The sequence below is a fragment of the Desulfovibrio sp. DV genome (genome assembly GCF_001936595.1).
Taxonomy (GTDB): Bacteria; Desulfobacterota; Desulfovibrionia; order Desulfovibrionales; family Desulfovibrionaceae; genus Solidesulfovibrio.
In genome coordinates, this window is record NZ_MLBG01000006.1 from 77,600 (window position 1) to 94,259 (window position 16,660).

General features: G+C 64.0%; 21 protein-coding genes. 20 read left to right on the plus strand and 1 reads right to left on the minus strand.

The features are described from left to right. The 18 genes from DVDV_RS03120 to DVDV_RS03190 all read left to right on the plus strand — a co-directional run bounded on the left by DVDV_RS03120 (position 1) and on the right by DVDV_RS03190 (position 14,345). Positions 1–1,242, plus strand: a complete 1,242-nt coding sequence (locus DVDV_RS03120) for a phage minor head protein (protein WP_075353261.1) — start codon at positions 1–3, stop codon at positions 1,240–1,242. A 135-nt stretch (positions 1,243–1,377) separates the two neighbouring features. Next, positions 1,378–1,860: a phage virion morphogenesis protein gene (locus DVDV_RS03125; RefSeq protein WP_075353262.1), complete on the plus strand. Its 483-nt coding sequence runs from the start codon at positions 1,378–1,380 to the stop codon at positions 1,858–1,860. A gap of 217 nt (positions 1,861–2,077) precedes the next feature. Then, complete coding sequence (locus DVDV_RS22035) at positions 2,078–2,884, plus strand: NYN domain-containing protein (protein WP_139311498.1); 807 nt, start codon at positions 2,078–2,080, stop codon at positions 2,882–2,884. A gap of 298 nt (positions 2,885–3,182) precedes the next feature. After that, on the plus strand, positions 3,183–4,340 hold the full coding sequence (locus DVDV_RS03130) for a phage protease (protein ID WP_075353263.1): 1,158 nt from the start codon (positions 3,183–3,185) through the stop codon (positions 4,338–4,340). Next, complete coding sequence (locus DVDV_RS03135; RefSeq protein WP_075353264.1) at positions 4,341–5,246, plus strand: Mu-like prophage major head subunit gpT family protein; 906 nt, start codon at positions 4,341–4,343, stop codon at positions 5,244–5,246. A 9-nt stretch (positions 5,247–5,255) separates the two neighbouring features. After that, positions 5,256–5,606, plus strand: coding sequence for an HI1506-related protein (locus DVDV_RS03140; RefSeq protein ID WP_075353265.1), 351 nt, complete (start codon positions 5,256–5,258; stop codon positions 5,604–5,606). Beyond that, complete coding sequence (locus tag DVDV_RS03145) at positions 5,607–6,032, plus strand: gp436 family protein (protein ID WP_075353266.1); 426 nt, start codon at positions 5,607–5,609, stop codon at positions 6,030–6,032. After that, positions 6,029–6,601 (plus strand): phage protein Gp37, encoded by a 573-nt coding sequence (locus tag DVDV_RS03150; protein WP_075353267.1) that lies wholly within the window; start codon positions 6,029–6,031, stop codon positions 6,599–6,601. The genes DVDV_RS03145 and DVDV_RS03150 overlap by 4 nt, the downstream gene beginning before the upstream one ends. 2 nt (positions 6,602–6,603) lie before the next feature. Beyond that, complete coding sequence (locus tag DVDV_RS03155; protein WP_254845210.1) at positions 6,604–6,813, plus strand: DUF2635 domain-containing protein; 210 nt, start codon at positions 6,604–6,606, stop codon at positions 6,811–6,813. Next, positions 6,813–8,234 (plus strand): phage tail sheath subtilisin-like domain-containing protein, encoded by a 1,422-nt coding sequence (locus DVDV_RS03160; RefSeq protein ID WP_075353268.1) that lies wholly within the window; start codon positions 6,813–6,815, stop codon positions 8,232–8,234. Before DVDV_RS03155 ends, DVDV_RS03160 begins: the two co-directional genes overlap by 1 nt. 15 nt (positions 8,235–8,249) lie before the next feature. Continuing rightward, positions 8,250–8,624, plus strand: a complete 375-nt coding sequence (locus DVDV_RS03165) for a phage tail protein (protein WP_075353269.1) — start codon at positions 8,250–8,252, stop codon at positions 8,622–8,624. Positions 8,625–8,627: 3 nt separating this feature from the next. Further along, a complete protein-coding gene (locus DVDV_RS03170; RefSeq protein ID WP_075353270.1) occupies positions 8,628–8,960 on the plus strand; it encodes a hypothetical protein in 333 nt (110 codons plus the stop codon). A 23-nt stretch (positions 8,961–8,983) separates the two neighbouring features. Next, complete coding sequence (locus DVDV_RS23730) at positions 8,984–9,106, plus strand: hypothetical protein (protein ID WP_303046319.1); 123 nt, start codon at positions 8,984–8,986, stop codon at positions 9,104–9,106. Further along, positions 9,107–11,131, plus strand: coding sequence for a phage tail tape measure protein (locus tag DVDV_RS03175; protein WP_139311499.1), 2,025 nt, complete (start codon positions 9,107–9,109; stop codon positions 11,129–11,131). Then, on the plus strand, positions 11,128–11,259 hold the full coding sequence (locus DVDV_RS23735) for a hypothetical protein (RefSeq protein ID WP_303046320.1): 132 nt from the start codon (positions 11,128–11,130) through the stop codon (positions 11,257–11,259). Before DVDV_RS03175 ends, DVDV_RS23735 begins: the two co-directional genes overlap by 4 nt. A gap of 2 nt (positions 11,260–11,261) precedes the next feature. After that, positions 11,262–12,617, plus strand: a complete 1,356-nt coding sequence (locus DVDV_RS03180) for a DNA circularization protein (RefSeq protein ID WP_075353271.1) — start codon at positions 11,262–11,264, stop codon at positions 12,615–12,617. After that, complete coding sequence (locus DVDV_RS03185; RefSeq protein ID WP_075353272.1) at positions 12,601–13,698, plus strand: phage baseplate assembly protein; 1,098 nt, start codon at positions 12,601–12,603, stop codon at positions 13,696–13,698. The genes DVDV_RS03180 and DVDV_RS03185 overlap by 17 nt, the downstream gene beginning before the upstream one ends. Further along, the gene (locus tag DVDV_RS03190; protein WP_075353273.1) at positions 13,695–14,345 is read left to right on the plus strand and encodes a phage baseplate assembly protein V; all 651 of its coding nucleotides are present in this window, start codon (positions 13,695–13,697) and stop codon (positions 14,343–14,345) included. The genes DVDV_RS03185 and DVDV_RS03190 overlap by 4 nt, the downstream gene beginning before the upstream one ends. Here DVDV_RS03190 and DVDV_RS22040 read toward each other — a convergent pair whose 3' ends face one another. Beyond that, positions 14,346–15,386 carry a hypothetical protein gene (locus tag DVDV_RS22040; RefSeq protein ID WP_139311500.1) on the minus strand — a complete coding sequence of 347 codons (1,041 nt, stop codon included), beginning with the start codon at positions 15,384–15,386 and terminating at the stop codon, positions 14,346–14,348. 80 nt (positions 15,387–15,466) lie between these two features. Between DVDV_RS22040 and DVDV_RS03195 the strand changes: the two genes are divergently transcribed. Together DVDV_RS03195 and DVDV_RS03200 are read left to right on the plus strand one after the other, a co-directional pair. Then, positions 15,467–15,823 carry a phage GP46 family protein gene (locus DVDV_RS03195; protein ID WP_075353274.1) on the plus strand — a complete coding sequence of 119 codons (357 nt, stop codon included), beginning with the start codon at positions 15,467–15,469 and terminating at the stop codon, positions 15,821–15,823. Then, positions 15,823–16,660, plus strand: an 838-nt coding sequence (locus DVDV_RS03200; RefSeq protein ID WP_075353275.1) for a baseplate J/gp47 family protein, incomplete at its 3' end; no start/stop codon positions are given. The genes DVDV_RS03195 and DVDV_RS03200, both read left to right, overlap by 1 nt.

The following is a 16,660-nucleotide window of genomic DNA, read 5'->3' on the forward strand; positions in this document are numbered from 1 at the left end:
ATGCCTGCTCCCGTTTCCCTTTCCTTTGCCATGGGCCTGCCGCCGAAAGAGGCCGTGGCCTATTTCGAGTCCAAGGGCTACCGCATCACCTTCAATTGGCACGAGATGGAGCAGGCCGCCCATGCCCAAGCCTTCACCGTGGCCAAGGCGGCCAGCCTGGACGTGCTGGCCGACATCCGCGCCGCTTGCCGGACCGCCCTGGCCGAGGGCAAGACCGAAGCCTGGTTTCGTAAAGACCTGGAGCCGAAGCTGCGGGCCAAGGGCTGGTGGGGCAAGGGGAAGATGGTCGATCCCCACACCGGCGAGGAACGGCTCGTCCAGCTGGGCAGCCCGGCCCGGCTGCGGCTGATCTATCGCCAAAATCTGCAAACCGCCTTCATGGCTGGGCGCTATAAGACCATGCTGGAAAACGCCGCCGCCCGGCCCTGGTGGCAGTACGTGGCCGTGCTGGACGGCAAGACCCGGCCGTCCCACAAGGTGCTTGGCGGCAAGACCTTCCGCTTTGACGATCCTTTTTGGAGTTCGCATTACCCGCCCAACGGCTTCAACTGCCGCTGCCGGGTGCGGGCGTTGTCAGACTCCCGGATGGAGGCCGAACAGGTCACGCCCGAATCCGGCGTCGGCAACATGGTCACCGAACAGGCGACCGTGCCAGCCGCCGATGGGCAGCGGCTCACACGCCCGGTCACAGGCTACAAGGTGCCGGAGACCGGCTACGTGGCCTTCACCGACGTGGGCTTTTCCGCCAACCCCGGCGCGAGCTGGCTGGGCGGGGCGCTCGATGAACTGACGCGCAAGCTCGACGCCGCGCCTCCAGACCTGGCTCGGGCCGCCGTGCGCGAGATGGCCCAGGGGCCGGTGCTGCCGCAATGGCTGGCCAAGCCGGTGGGCAATTTCCCGTTGGCCGTGCTGCCGGCCGAGGATGCGGGGTTAATCGGCGCGCATAGCCAGGTGGCCCGACTCTCGCCCCAGACCGCCGGCAAACAGGCGGTCAGGCACCCGGAGCTTGACCCCGACGACTACCGATTGGCCCAAGAGGCCGTGGACCATGGGGAACGGGTGCAGGAAAGCGCCCGGAAGCTGGATTATGTGCTGGATCAACCGGGCGGCGTGCTGGTCGTGGTCAAGGCCACGGCCGAAGGGGACGAACTTTTCGTGCAAAGCCTTGTCCGGTTAAGCGGCGACGACGCCAAGCGGGAACGCGAGTTGCGGCGGCTTAAAAAGCGAAGCGCCCCGCAGTAAACGGGGCGCTTGGGGCCATGAATGGCGAGGCCTCCCACCCGCTTTCGCGGAAACCTCGCATGGCGCTCCGGGCGCAAAGCCCGTGCTACGGCAGGGAGAATGTCACCGTGTCGCATCCACACAAGGAAAATAGCCATGATTGAAATCGAAGTCCATATCGACCAGGCGCAAGCGCTCTTGGCCAACATCATCGCCACCGGCCGGGACATGACGCCGGTGACCCGCGCCCTGGCCGGCGTGCTGGCCGACATCCCGGAGCGGGCCTTCGCGGGCCAAGCCGACCCGGCCACGGGCGCGCCTTGGGCGGCGCTCTCCCCGGCGACCGTCGCCAAGCGCGGCAGCGCCCAGCCCATCATGCAGGTCAGCGGCATCCTGGCCGGCTCCATCCATAGCGAGCATGGCCCGGACTTTGCCCGCGTCGGCACCGCCGACGTCAAAGCCCCCACCCACCAGTTCGGAGCCAGGAAAGGCCAGTACGGCACCACCCGTCGTGGTGGCCCCATCCCCTGGGGCGACATCCCGGCGCGGCCCTTTTTTGGGATGGGGCCGGCGGATGAGGCGGAAATTGCGGAGGTGGCGTTAGAATCGTTGCAAAGGGTGCTGGCGGGGCGAGGTTAGGGGGAAGGGGATAGGAGGGATTTTAACGGGGGGTTAACGCATTCACAGCCAACTCTCCTTTGCTGATTCGCAGTGAGATAATCTTGCCTTATGTCGAAATAAGAGGCCAAAACTCATTAACAAGTGGCGCTATCAATGTTGCTATTTTTTGTGAACTGATCTACTATTTATTTGGCCACTATGCCAAATAAGCGGAATTTTATTCATAGGAGGAAGGATGTCGACACCACGAATTCACCTGTTTTGGGATAATTCCAACATTTTCCATTCTGCTCAGCGCTATGCTGAAAGGATTGAGAGTTATGCTATACGAAATTCTGTCCGTATTCATTTTATGAATTTATATAAACTTGCTTTGGCAGGAAGGCAAATGGCAAGTGGAGTTGCAGTTGGCTCAGTGCCCCCAGAGCAAGAACACTTATGGGATAGTTTTACCAAAGGCACAACAATAAAACCTGAGCTATATGAGCGGGGGGCAATATCCAAAAAGGAACAAGGTGTTGATCAGTGCTTGCAGACTCACATGCTTCGAGCTGTCACAGATGAAAAAGAACCTCAAATTGCAGTTTTGTTGACTGGCGATGGTCAGGGATATGACGATGGGGTTGGATTTCATGCAGACCTCGAACGAATGTATAAAGCTGGGTGGGGAATAGAAGTCATCTCATGGGATTTAGCTTGCAAGGGAACTCTTAAGAGATGGGCGTCATCGATTGGAAGTTATATACAGCTTGAATCATACTACAATTCTGTAACATTTGTCGAGGGAGGACGTGGAATAATTCCATTGAGCCTGACATCTAGACAAAAAAGTTCAATAGGAGGAAGCCCAGAGTATAAGGCTGACCTAGCTAGGGTCGCCTCTGAGGCCATAAAAACGGAGACACTACACAAACTAGAGCGCCAAAATGAAGAGCTGGAATCAATGCTGGCAAAAGCCAAGGCCGACAAAGAAAAGGCAGAGGAAAAAGCAAAATATCTTAAGCGAGTCGCTCACACAGCAAAGAAGAAAAAACGTCGATAGCCTTGGGCATGACGTGCCGTACTAACACCGTCAGCCGACTAACAAGCTTCTTCTTTGAACGAGTGGAGGGAACTTTATCGCAAAGGGGCTATTTTTGCATGATATAGAAAAAATCCCTCCCTCGGTTGGTCTAGGAATCATTGAAACTGGCGTTTTGAGGGTTTGCTCCTTTTCTGTCTTTCAGTCGAAATCCTTGGGGGTCTATCCATAATCTGACATATTTTACTAAAGCAGATTGTTTTCCTACTGAACCCCTTCACCTTTCGCGCCTCCCCCTTCCGCCACTAGTGTGGCGGACATGCGCAACGCGACTCCCCCCCATAAGCGCCACGCCACGGCCGCCCTGGCCGTGGCGCTGGCCACTTCCCCGGAAAGCGGCACCCTGCCCGAGGGCGTAAGCGTCCAGCTGTTCCCGGACGGGCAATTCGACGCCCGCGACGGCCGGCCGGGCAGCCTCAAGGGCTGTTCCGCCAAGGCCTGGCGGCTCGACGCCGCCATTGCCGCCGCGCTCATCGCCCGGGCCAACGCCCGGGAAACGCCCCTTTGCATTGACTACGAGCACCACACCCTGACGGCCAAAGACGCCGGCCACAAGGCCGTGGCCGCCGGCTGGATCGAGGCGCTTTGCTACGTGCCCGGCCAGGGGCTTTTCGCGCGCGTGGCCTGGACCGATGCCGCGCGCGGCCACATTCGGGCCGACGAATACCGCTATATCTCGCCGCTTTTCACCTTCGATCTGGCCACCGGGGCCGTCCTGGAACTGATCAACGCCGCGCTCACCAACAACCCGGCGCTTGACGGGCTGGCCGCCGTGGCCGCTGCCCGCCAGAGCGCCGCAACCACTCCCGAACAAACCCAAACGGAGGCCCTTATGGACGAATTGCTCAAGCGCCTGCGCTTTCTGCTCAACCTGCCGGTGGCTGCCTCGGCCGAGGACGTCACCGCGCAACTGGACAAGCTCAAGGGCCAGGTCACAAGCGCGGGCGAGGCGGCCACCAGCGTGGACCTGCTGGCCATCCTGGCCGGCAAGGACGCCGCCCTGGCAGACCTGACCGCCAAGCTGGACAAGCCCGATCCGGCCAAGTTCGCCCCGGCCGAGGCCGTGGCCGCGCTCACCCAGGAAAACGCCGCCCTCAAGGCGTCCCTGGCCGCTGCCCAGACCCAAAACGGCACGGCTGCCTTGGCCGCTGACATCAAGGCCGCCGTGGCCGACGGGCGCGTCCACAAAACGCTTGAAGGCTGGCTGACCGACCTGGCCGCCACGGCCCCGGACACTGCCCGGGCCTATCTGGACAAGGCCGTGCCCGTGGCCGCTTTGACCACCATGCAGACCACTACCGTCACGCCGCCGGCGGCCGGGGCCACCACGGCTGCGCTGTCGGCCGAGGAAAAGGAAGCGGCCAAGCTGCTCGGCATCCCCGAAGACCTCTACGCCACCGCCAAGGAGGCCAAGTAAATGGCGATCATCACCCCGGCGCTGGTAAGCGCCCTGTTCACCGGCTTTAAAGCCGAGTTCCAGCGCGTCTACGGCGAGACGCCCTCGCATTGGGACAAGGTGGCCACCCTCATGCCGTCCACCTCCAAGTCCAACACCTACGGCTGGCTGGGCCAGTTCCCCCAGCTTGTCGAATGGGTGGGGCCTCGTGTGCTGAAAGACATGGCGGCCCACGGCTACAGCATCACTAACAAGCTCTTTGAATCCACGGTGGGGGTCAAACGGACTGACATTGAGGACGACGAAGTCGGCATCTACAAGCCGCTTTTTGGTGAAATGGGCCGGGCGGCCAAGAGCTTCCCGGATGAGCTGGTCTACGGCTTGCTCCGCCTGGGGCTGTCCACCCTGTGCTTCGACGGCCAGTACTTCTTCGACACCGACCACCCGGTCTATCCCAACGTGGACGGCACCGGCGCGGCCGCCACCATCGCCAACATCGCCGACGGCGCGGACATCCCCTGGTATCTGCTCGATACCTCCCGCGTGCTCAAGCCCGTCCTTTTCCAGGAGCGCACCAAGCCCGAGCTGACCAGCATGACCCGCGCCGATGACGAGGCGGTCTTCATGACCGACGAATATCGCTTCGGCATCCGCTACCGCTGCAACTCCGGCTTCGGCTTCTGGCAGACGGCCTACTGCTCGAAAAAGCCGCTCACCGACGCCAACTTCAACGCGGCCTATGACGCCATGACCGGCTTCCGGGCGGATGGCGGCCGGCCGCTGGGCATCAAGCCCACCTTGTTGGTGGTGCCTACCAATCTGCGCACCGCCGCTGCCGAGGTGGTGCAGGTGGCCCGGCGCTCGGACGGCTCGGACAACCCCAACGCGGGCATCGTGGACGTGCTGGTCACGCCCTGGCTCAACTAGGAGGTCGCCATGAGCACGGTCAACGCCATCGTCCGCACCCGCAGCCTGCGCGGCGGCCATTACCGGGCCGGCCTCAAGCACGAGGTCGAACCCGGCGACATCCCGCCGGGCACCCTCACCGAGGGGCAACTGGCCCAGCTCCAGGCCGATCCCGACCTGGAAGTGGAATGCTTGGACGCGCCCCAGGACGCGCCACCGCCGCGTAAGAAAAAGGCGGCGTCCCCCACGTCTGATGCTGCCCCGGCCGCCGGGGAACCTGCCGAGGGAGCCGGCGCTCCCGAAATCCCAGAGGCCGGCGACGAGGACTTCGGCTTCGACGACGACCCCGAGGCCCCGGAAGCCAAGCCCGAGGGCAAGTAAATGTACGCTACCCTGGACGATATGACGGCCGTCTTCGGCCTGGATGAGCTGGTGGCCATCACCGACCGGGACCACACCGACGCGGTGGACGCGGGGCTAGCCGAGGCGGCCCTGACCCGCGCCTCTTCGGAGGCCGACAGCTACCTGGCCAGGCGCTACGCCGTGCCGGTTTCGCCGGTGCCGCCGGTCTTGACGGCGGCCGTGTGCGACATCGCCCGCTACCGCCTGACCGGCGGTCCGGCCAGCGAGACGGACCCGATCCTGGAACGCTACCGGCAGGCCATCAAATGGTTGGAACGGGTGGCCGACGGCAAGGCCGACCTGCCGGGCCTGTCCCTGCCCGGCCAGGGTAGTACGGCCGGGGTGGCCTTTTCCACTGGCCGCCGGGTGTTTGACCGGCGGCCGGCCAGGGGAAACGAGGCATGATTGCCATCATCGAAGAGGCCATAAAAAGCCGCATCGCCGGGGCTGCCTTGCCCTACAAGCCGCTTGTTGCCACCTACGGCGGGGAGTTCGACGAGGGCCTGCCCGAGGTGGTGCGCCGTTTCCCGGCCATCTGGGTGTGCTTTGCCCACGACGGCCCGGGCAAGGCCCTGGCCATGCCCAAGCGTGTCTGGCGGTTCCCGGCCACCTTTGTAGTCATCGTGGCCGCCCACAACCTGCGAAGCGAAACAGCCACCCGCCAGGGCGCCGCCGGACAGGTCGGCACCTACGCCATGATCGAGGACGTGCGCCGGCTGTTGCTCTACCAGGACCTGGGCCTGGATATTGATGAACTGGCCCCCGGCCGCACCCGGACCCTGGTTGCCGCGCGGCTTAAAGGCAACGCCGTCTCCGCTTTCGCTCTGGAATGGCACACCAGCTACGACGTGGTGCTGGGCGAACTGGCCCAGCCCGAGCCGCTCATGCTTGAGCGCGTGGCCCTTGCCTACCACTTGCAGCCAGACGACGGCTTGCCCGACGCCGCCGACCTGGTCAGCCTCAAAGGAGAATAAACGTGACCCCAGCGACCATTACCGTCAAAGCCGCCCCGGGCGTGCGCGTGCCCCAGGAGGGGATGCCGCGCCGTTATATCACCGAGGCCGCCCCCGTGACCGTGCCGGACAGCGCCTATTATCGCCGCCGCATCGCCGACGGCGACCTGGCCCTGGCTGCCGATGCGGCCGCCGTGTCTGGTCCCGCGCCGCAAAAGCCCAAGGAGGAGTGATGGCCAGCCAAAACATCAGCTTTGACACCTTGCCGGCGTCCATCCGCAAGCCCGGCAAGTATTTCGAGTTCAATACCAAACTTGCGGTGCGCACCCTGCCGGCCAACGTGCAGCGGATGCTCATCGTGGGGCAAGGCACGGCCGAAGGCACGCAGCCGGTACTGACGCCGGTGGAGGTCTTTTCCGACGAAGAGGGCCGCACGCTCTTTGGCACCGGCTCCCTGGCCCACCTCATGGTGCGCGCGGCCATCACCGCCAACCCCTATCTGCGCCTGACCGTCATCACCGTGCCTGACGACGCGGCCGGCATCGTGGCCACGGGAAAAGTCACCCTGACCGGCACGTCGGCCGGCGTCGGCGTGGTCAACCTGACCATCGGCGCGCAGATCGTGCAGGTGGCGGCCGCCTTGGGCGATACCGCCCAGGCCGTGGCCGAGGCGCTGGCCGAGAGGGTCAACGCCAACCGCACCTTGCCGGTGGCGGCTGCGGCGGTCGGCGGCGTGCTGACGCTTGCCGCCCGCAACAAAGGGGCCTTTGGCAATGGCATCAACCTGGACTGCTCCCTGGCCGTGGCCGGGCTGGCTGCGGCAGTCACGCCCATGGCCGGCGGCGCGACCGACCCGGACATTGCCCCGGGGCTCGCCGCCGTCTTTGCCGATGGCCATGACATCATCACCGTGCCCTACATCGGCCAGACCCAACTGACCGCTTTGCGCTCCCACCTCGACGCCGTCAGCCACGCCCTGGAACAGCGCGGGGCCATCGGCGTCTATGCCCACACCGGCACCCTGGCCCAGGCCACCACCCTGGCCGGGCTGATCAATTCCGGCCGCATCACCTGCGCGCTGGTGCCCGGCACCACCTCGCCGGCCTGGGACGTGGCCGCTGCCTATGCCGCTGTCATCGCCAGCGAGGAAGACCCGGCCCGGCCGCTTAATACCCTGGCCCTGTCCCCGGTGGCCGTGCCGCCGGTGGCCAAGCGCCTGGGGCGCATGGAGCAGGAGTCGGCGCTGTATAACGGCTGTACGCCCCTTGAGGTCGGGCCGGGCGAGAAAGTCCAGATCGTGCGGGCGATTACCACCTACACCCGCGACCCCCAGGGCGTGGAAGACATCGCGCTCCTGGACCTGACCACCATCCGCACCCTGGATTACATACGCACGGCCTGCCGCGAGCGCATCAGCCTGCGCTTTCCCCGGGAAAAGCTGACCAACCGCACGGCGGCCAAGGTCAGAAGCGAACTCATCGACGTGCTCTACAAGCTGGAAGAGCTGGAGATCGTGGAAGAGGTCAAGGCCAACCTGCCGGGTCTTTTGGTTGAGCGCGACCTGCAAGACCCCAACCGGCTCGATGCCAAAATCCCGGCCGATGTGGTCAACGGCCTGCATGTGTTCGCCGGCCGCATCGACCTGCTTCTCTAACGGAGGACCACCGCCATGGCGTTAAAAGAATACCTGGGCGCGATCATTCTGGAGATCGACGGCCAGGAATACGAGATCGTTGATTTCAACGAACAGCACGAAACCGGCCGCAAGGTCGTCAAAACCATGAACGGCACCGGCCGGGCCAAGGGCTACCACCAGGGTGTGAAGACCTGGGAACTGTCCATCACCGCCGTCGTGCCCAAGGACGATGCCCTGGACTGGTCGGGCGTCGAAGGGGCCAAGCTGACCATTTATCCCGTCACCGAGGGCGGCAAGCGGGAGAGCTACCAGGACTGCGCCGTGGTCAGCATCGGCAACAAATACACCGTGGACAGCGAAGCCCGGGTGGACGTCAAACTGTTATCGCTTAACAAGGTGGAGGAATAGGCCATGGTTACGGTCACCGGGCAATTGCTCATCGGCCACCGCGACGCATCCGGCGCACTGCACAAGGACTTTGAAATGCGCGTGCCCACCATTGAAGACATGGAATGGTCCATTGAAAACGCCCCGGAAGGGGCGTGTACGGCGCGCTTGTCGCGTTACGTTTGGTCGCGCGCCCTGACCCGGCTTGGCGCATTGCCTTCCGAGGCCATCACGCCGGAACTGCTGGCCGGCCTGCATTACAGCGACTACACGCCGCTGTCCGACGCCGAGGAGGCCCTGCGGGGAAAGCTCGTGCCCGCGAGCAGCGACTGCGAGACTACCGGACCCTCGAAGTAGCGCTGGCGGGCAAGACATTCACTTTGCGTGACATCCAATCCATGACCATGCCGCAAGCGGAATCCTATCTGGCCATCCTGACCGGGCGCGCCCCGGCCGGCAGCGGCCGGCGCGTCATTCCCCGTCGCCGCAAAGGAGCAAAATAGATGGGCAAGGGTACGGAAATAGCCGTCGTCTTGCGCCTGCGCGACGAGATGGGGGGCCAGGCGGCCAAGTCCCTGGACACGCTCACCCGGGCGGCCCGGGGCGTTGGCCAGGGAGCCGGGGCCGCTGCCCGGGAGCTTGGCCGCGTGGGGCGCGCCGGCGAGGGTGTGCGGTCCGTGGGGATGGAAGCGGCCCGGACCGACAAGCTCATGGGCGGCCTGGGCCAGGCTGCCCGCCGGGCCTCCCGGGACGTGGCGTCCGTGGGCCAGTCGGCCGGCGCGATCAAGAGCGTGGGGACCATGGCCTTCGAGGCTTTGCGCGGCCTCGACCAGACCGCCCGGGCCGGGGTGCGCCTGCGCGACGCCCTGAGCGGGGTGGGGGCTGCCGGCCGGGCGGCCCTGGGCGCGGTCAAGGGCATCGGGCAGGCCGGGGCTGGCGTGGCTGCCGGGGCCGGCGTTGCGGCCGCTGCCCTGCGACAGCCCATTGCTTTCGAGAAGCGTCTGGCGCTTATGGCCAACACTGCCTACGCCGACCGGGATGTGGCCGGCCGCATTGCCGGCAAAAAGGAACTGGAAGGGGCCGTCAACGCGGCCGTGCGCCAGGGCGGCGGCAACCGCGACCAGGCGGCCGAAGCCCTGGACGCCATGCTGGCCTCGGGAGCCATCAAGGCTGACGCCGCCCAACGGCTGCTGCCGACCATCCAGAAGTTCGCCACTGCCTCCGGGGCCGGCTCCGGGGACATTGCCGAGATCGTCATCCGGGGCATTCAACAGAAATTTTTCAGCGAAGGCCAAGCCGGCGAAGCCCTGGACAAGGCCATGGCTGCCGGGCAGGCCGGCGGCTTTGAACTCAAAGACATGGCCAAATGGCTGCCTAAAATGATGGCCCTGGGCAGCGGCATGAAGTCCATGCCCGGTTTTGAGCAGATGCTGGCCTATGCCCAGGCTTCGGCCGTCACCGCCGGCAGCAAGGACGAAGCCGGCAACAATCTGGTCAACCTGCTGCAAAAGCTCAACAGCCAGGACACGCAAAAGGATTTCGCCAAGCTTGGCATCGACCTGACCGGCTCCCTGGCCCGGGCGCGGGACAAGGGCAAGCTGCCGCTCGAAGCCTTTGCCCAGCTTGTGGACGAGCATGTGGTGGGCAAGGACAAACGCTATGCCGGTCTCAAGGCCAAGCTTGGCAAGACGCAAGGGGCCGAGCGCCAGCAAATCCTTTCCGACATGGCCGACCTGGCCGAGGCCTCGGCCGTGGGCAAGGTGGTGCAGGACCGGCAGGCGCTTTTGGCGCTTATCGCGGCCATGAACCAGAAGGACTACATCGCCGACGTCCAGGGCCGGATGCAAAACGCCCAGGGCACAGGCGACACGGCCTTTCAGGTCTACCAGTCCAGCACGGCCGCATCCATGGAACGGGCCGGCAACGAAAGCGAGATTGCCCGCTCGGGGATGCTCGGCAACGTGTCCGGACCGCTCAAGGCCGCAGCCGACGCCGCCGCTGATCTGGCCCAGCGTTTTCCCACCCTGGCCGTGGCGGCCACCGAGGCGGCCACGGCCATTGGCGTCATGGGCGCGGCAGCCGCTGCCTTCGGAGCCATGCGTCTTTTCACTGGCGGGGCCGGCGGTGCTGCTGCCGCTGCCGGGCGCGGCGGCCTGCTCGGGATGGTTGGCGGCAAGGGGGGCGCGCTGGCCACGGCCGGCCTGGCCGCCTGGGACATCTACACCACCGAGAGCAGCGACGCCCTGACCCGGGCGCAAAAAACACCCGCCACGCCGAAAACGCCGGCGGGCTGGCCGGGGCCATTGCCGGGGCCAAGATGGGCGCGGCTCTTGGCGCAGCTGGCGGTTCCGTGGTTCCGGTCGTGGGCACCGCAGCCGGCGGCATTGCCGGCGGTCTGGCCGGCGGGGCCGTGGGTTGGTGGTCCGGGAGCAACCTTGGCCGCATGGCTGGCGAAAAAATGTGGGGACCATCGGCTGGCACCTTGCCGAGCGCCCATAAAGCGTGGGGGCCGTCCAGCCAGGCCATGACCGACGCCCAGAAGATCGTGGTTGAGGACAAGAGCACCTTGCACGTGGAATCCGTGCTGCACCTGGACGGTCACGAGGTGGCCCGGACCGTCAACAGCTACAACACGGCCCAAGCCAAACGGGAGTAGCCATGGCCTGGAGCGAAACGCTTTTGCCCGCATCCTTTCGCGGTGTGCCCTTTGACGTCATTTCCGCCCGCGACGATACCGAGCGGGCCATTGTCCAGCACGAATACCCGTACCGCGACGGTGCGGAGATCGAAGACATGGGCCGGCGGCCACGCAAGGTCACCCTGCGGGCCGTGTTCTGGGGCGATGACTACGAGGAAGCCATGGCCGACCTCATCGACGCCCTGGACACGCCCGGCAAAGGGGAACTGATCCACCCCGTCTTCGGCTCCCTGACCATGGCCTGCCCCAGCTATCAGGTGGAGCATCACGAAGACAGCCCGGACTATGCCGAAATGGAGCTGGTCTTTATGGAGGCCAGCCCGGACATTCCCTTTTTCGCCAGACCGGCCACGGCCCTGGCCCAGGCGGCCGGGCTGGCCGGGGAGGTGGAAAGCTGCCTGTCCCTGGCCGGGCTAGCCTCGCTGGCCGGCTATGTATCCTTTGCGGCGTCGCTCCCCGGGCGCGTGTCGGCCTATGTCCGGGGCGAGGTGTTGGGCGCGATCCGCTCGGTCACCAGCGTTGCCCGGACCCTGGCCAGCCTGCCCCAGGTGGTGGCCGCCGACGTCCTGGCCATCCCCCAGGCGCTTGTCAGCGAGGCCCGGGCCGTGGCAGGCGAGGTGGTGGCCATGGCCGCCTTGCCCGGTGCCTTCGGCCGGTTTGCCAGTCTGGCCGCCATTTCGGATAAGCTGCCGCGCCTGTCCCAGACCGCTGCCGGGAAGCACACGGCCTATCCCCTGGACGCGGCCGTGTATGCCGGCGGCGTGGTTTCCGGTCCCCTGACCGGCGCGGCCGCGCCCCGGCCGAGCGTGACCCTGCCGGCAACGGGCACGGCTTCGGCCGCAGCCTCGCCCGAGCTTGGCACCTATCAGGGCCAGGCCCGGGCCATGGCCGCCGCCGTGTGCAACCTGGAGCGGGCCACGGCCATGGCCACGGCCGCCGGGCAGGTGCTGGCTGCCGAGGCCGCCGCGCCAAGCCTCACCCCGGCCGAGGTGGAGACGGTTGTGGGGAGCGTGCGCCAGCGCTTGCAAGACTGCATTGACGAGCATCGGCTGGTGCTGCCCACGCATTTGGCCTTCCGGGTCATCGAGCAGGTGCGCGGGGCCGCCCTGGCCGTCCAGGAGCTGGGGGCAACCGTCATCCATCTGCATCCGCCGCTTATCACCCACACCGCCCCGAGCCAGTGCAATCTGCGCCTGCTGGCCCATTGGCTCTATGGCGATCATACCCGGGCGGCCGAGCTGGCGCGCCTCAACCCCGGTCTTCGTAACCCCAACTTCGTGGCCCAGGGCCAGGTGCTCCATGGTTTCGCAAACTGACACAGGGGGCATCACCGTGCGCGTGGCCGGCCGGGAACACCGGGACTGGACCACGTATCGCATCGACTCGCACCTTATCACCCCGGCCGATGCCTGGCAGGTGACGCTTGGCATTCCGGCCGACGCCATGCCGGACACGGTTGCCCCCTGGGCCGCCGTGGAGGTCTGCCTGGGCCAGGACGTGGTGCTGACCGGCCGCATTGACCGCATCGAGCGCGAGGTGGCCAAGGGGACCAATTCCCTGGCCATTTCCGGCCGCGACGGGGCCGGCGTCCTGGTGGACTGTTCCGCCCCGATATTTACCCGGCGCAAGGCCACGCTCCAGGAAGTCGTGGACCTGGCCGTGCGGCCCCTTGGCGTGTCGCAGGTGCGGGTGGAGGCCACGGGAGCCAAGGAAAAGGTGGAGATCGAACCGGGCATGACCGCCTGGGACGCCCTGGGGCAGGCCTGCGAGGCCAACGGCTGCTGGGCCTGGTTCGAGCCGGACGGCACGCTGGTTGTGGGCGGCCCGGACTATGCTGCCGCACCCGTGGCCACCCTGGTCATGCGCCTTTCCGGCCAGGGCAACAATGTCTTGTCGCTGGCCGTCACCGAAGACGTTTCCGGCCGCTATAGCGAGGTGACCGTCTTGGGCCAGGCCCACGGCACCGAGACGACCGACGGCCAGCACAACATCAAGCACCAGGAAACCGACGCGGACGTGCCGGGCTATCGGCCGCTGATCCTGGTTGCCGGCGACTGCGACGGCGCGGACGAAGCCAAGCGCCGGGCGCAAAAGACGCTCATGGATTCGCGCCTGGAAGGCTTCACAATGACGGCCCGGGTGCGCGGCCATCGGGTCAGCGACGGCGGCAAACCCTGGACACCCGGCCAGCGCGTGCAGGTGGTCAGCGAACCTCACGGTCTGGACGGCACCTATTTTCTGATGGCCCGCACGTTCCTGGGCGGCCGCGACAAGGGAAGCCTCACCGAGCTGACGCTCAAAGAAGACGGCGTCTGGCTGCCCGAGCTGGCCAAGACCAGCGGCAAGGGAAAAGGCAAGGCCGGGAAAAGCGCTGGCAAGGTGGTGGACCTGTCATGAGCAATGACTTCTTGCGCCGCATGGACGCCAAGATTGCCCGCGCCCTGTCCCGGGTGCGCCTGGGCTTCCGGGCCGTGTTGACCGCCTTGGACACCACGCCAAGCGTACAACTGCTCCAAGCCGACGGCCTGGCCGGCGAGCAGTTGCAGGCCGCCGAGGTCTTCCAGCACTTCGGCTTTACGTCAGCCCCGCCGGCCGGCAGCCAGTGCATCGTGCTGCCCCTTGGCGGCAAAAGCTCCCACGGCGTCATCGTGGCCACCGAACACGGCAGCTACCGGGTGCAGGCGCTCAAAAGCGGCGAAGTCTGCGTTTACAACCAGTCCGGGGCCAAAATCACCTTGAAGGAAGACAAGCTGGTGGCCGTCGAATGCAAGACGCTGGTATTCGACGTCGAGGAAGACATCACCATGACCGCCAAGCGCATCCACGCCGTGGCCAGTGAGCGGATTGGCTTATACGCCCCCGAATGGGACATGGGCGGCGACGGGGATGGTGGCGACTGCGAAGGCGTGTGGCGCGGGAATTTGCATATCACGGGGACGTCAACGGCGGACGTGGATCATGTGACGGGTGGGGTTTCGTTGGTCGGGCACGTGCATCCGGAGAATGATGGGGGTGGGCCGACGGATGAACCGGTTAAAATGTAATCACTCTTTTCGAGTGTATTCTAACAAAGAACCTTGCGATGAATTGAGAGATTTGTCTTTATTTTTTATCGAGAGAACGTCTGTTATGGCAACTGACCCAGCGCGAGGAACTCCTACGCCAATTATATATGAATCAACCAACTTATTGCCTCGAACATTAGCAATCACTTGTAGGTTGACGCGCGCAAACGTTCCTTTTAAATCTGCTTCGTTTGCATCTCTTTGGATGTCGCGTTTAACATCTTCTGACAGGCTCTTTGTAGAAGCGTCGAACTCAAATCCATTAATTCTCAAGCGTGCTGTTTGATCTTCGTAATTGTAGCTCGGGACGTCATATTTTGCGTCGATTGTAAAATTCTGCTGTCTCCGTTCATCCTCTTGATTCTGTTCCTTTATAGCTTTTTGCAATTCGTCCTTCGTAAATTTTTCACCGCCACCAAACTCAATCACAGCGTCATAACTTGTTCGTGAGGCAATGTGCTTTGGCGTATCCTTGTTGTTTGCCAATGCTATCGCGACTTCTTTTAAAGACTCTCCTAGCTTTTGTTTTGTTTTTTCATCTTCAATTTTGGCTTTAATATCTTCGACGTGATTAAGATAAGAATGGGCAAACCAAGCCGAACCACCGAGAGCTAGTGTTGCGCATATTATTGATATCGCAGCAACCTGTTGTTTTCCGGTCATGTTCTTGATGACTGCCTCAAAAAAACCTGCGAGCTTTACAACAGCCTCGACGCATCCGTCTTTTACTTCGACTTTTATTATAAATTTTTTATCAAATTTATGCAAATTGCGCAAGTCAATTTTGGTTCCTGAAATACTACTGTACATGCCGAGGATATCTTTTTGTATATCTAGAACAAGCCCAGCAATCTTGTAGTCTATTTTATTTCTATATGTCCACGTTGGGTCAGCTATTTTAATTCTTATTGAATAATCCTTTGCAAGGGTCATATTCTCTGGATTGATTTTCCCTGCAAGTACAGAGATGGCAGCCTGTGTCAACTCTTCTGGAGAATTCAAAATGTAAGATGCGGGCATTTATTCCCATCCTTCACAGGAAAACAGACTGAACCCCTTCACCTATCCCCACCCACCCCACCGCCACTAAGGTGGCGGGCATGGGCATCGACAAAGGCATTGATCCATACACCGGCGAATATTTGTCCTCCCGGATAAATCATCTGGGTAACGCCGTCTATATCCGTCTGGCCACTCCCTTGGGTTCGTGGTGGGCGGACACTTCCATTGGTTCGCGCCTGCATGAGTTGGCCCGCTCCAAGGACCTGCCCCGCATTGGTGTGCTGGCCCGGCAGTATGCCGCCGCAGCCTTGCAACCACTTCTTGACGACGGCCGGGCGCGTTCCATCGACGTGGCTTCCGAACAGCCCCACGACGGCCGTTGCCTGCTCCTTATCACCGTTGTGGACGCCCTGGGGCGCGTGGCCACCTTCCAACATCCGGTACGGGTGGCCTGATGTACACGATCCCCACCTTTGAGGCCATCCGTGCCGCCTATCTGCGCGACGTCAAAAACCTGCTGCCGGACGCCGCAACAGACGCGGACAGCGACCATTACATCCGCGCCACGGCCGAAGCCGCCGCCGTGGAAGGGCTGTACCAGCACCAATTGTGGATAGCCCGGCAGGTGCTGCCCGACACGGCCGACCCGGAATATCTGGAGCGCCATGCCGCCTTGCGCGGCATCAGCCGCAAGCCGGCCATACCGGCCAGCGGCGACTTGCTGGTCCAGGGTACGCCCGGTACGGTCGTGCCCCTGGGCGAATCCGTGCGCCACGTGGCCACGGGCCTGATCTTCCTGACCACGGATCAAGCCATAATCGGCACCGACGGCTGGACGGTCGCGCCGGTGGCTGCTGCCAAGGCCGGCGTCATGCCCGTTTTTTCGGGCGAGCCGGTGCTGTTCGTCCAGGCCCCGGAGGGCGTGCTGTCCCAGGCCGGCCTGACCCTTTCCGGCGGCGTGGCCGCCGAGACCGATGCCGCTTTGCTGGCCCGGCTGCTCGACTACATGCAGCACCCGCCCGGCGGCGGCAACGCCTACGATTTCAAGCATTGGGCGCTGACCGTGGCCGGCGTGTCCCGGGCCTGGACCTTTCCGCATCGCCGGGGGTTGGGTTCGGTGGACGTGGCCGTGCTGGGGGCGGATGGGCCGTGCCCGCCGTCGGTTTTGGCCGCTGCCCAGGCCGTGGTGGACGAAAAACGCCCCGCCGCCTGCAAGGACGCCTGGGTGTTGTCGCCAACGCCGGTCAACGTCACGGTCAAGGTGGCCGTGCGCCTTGACGCAGCCGTCACCA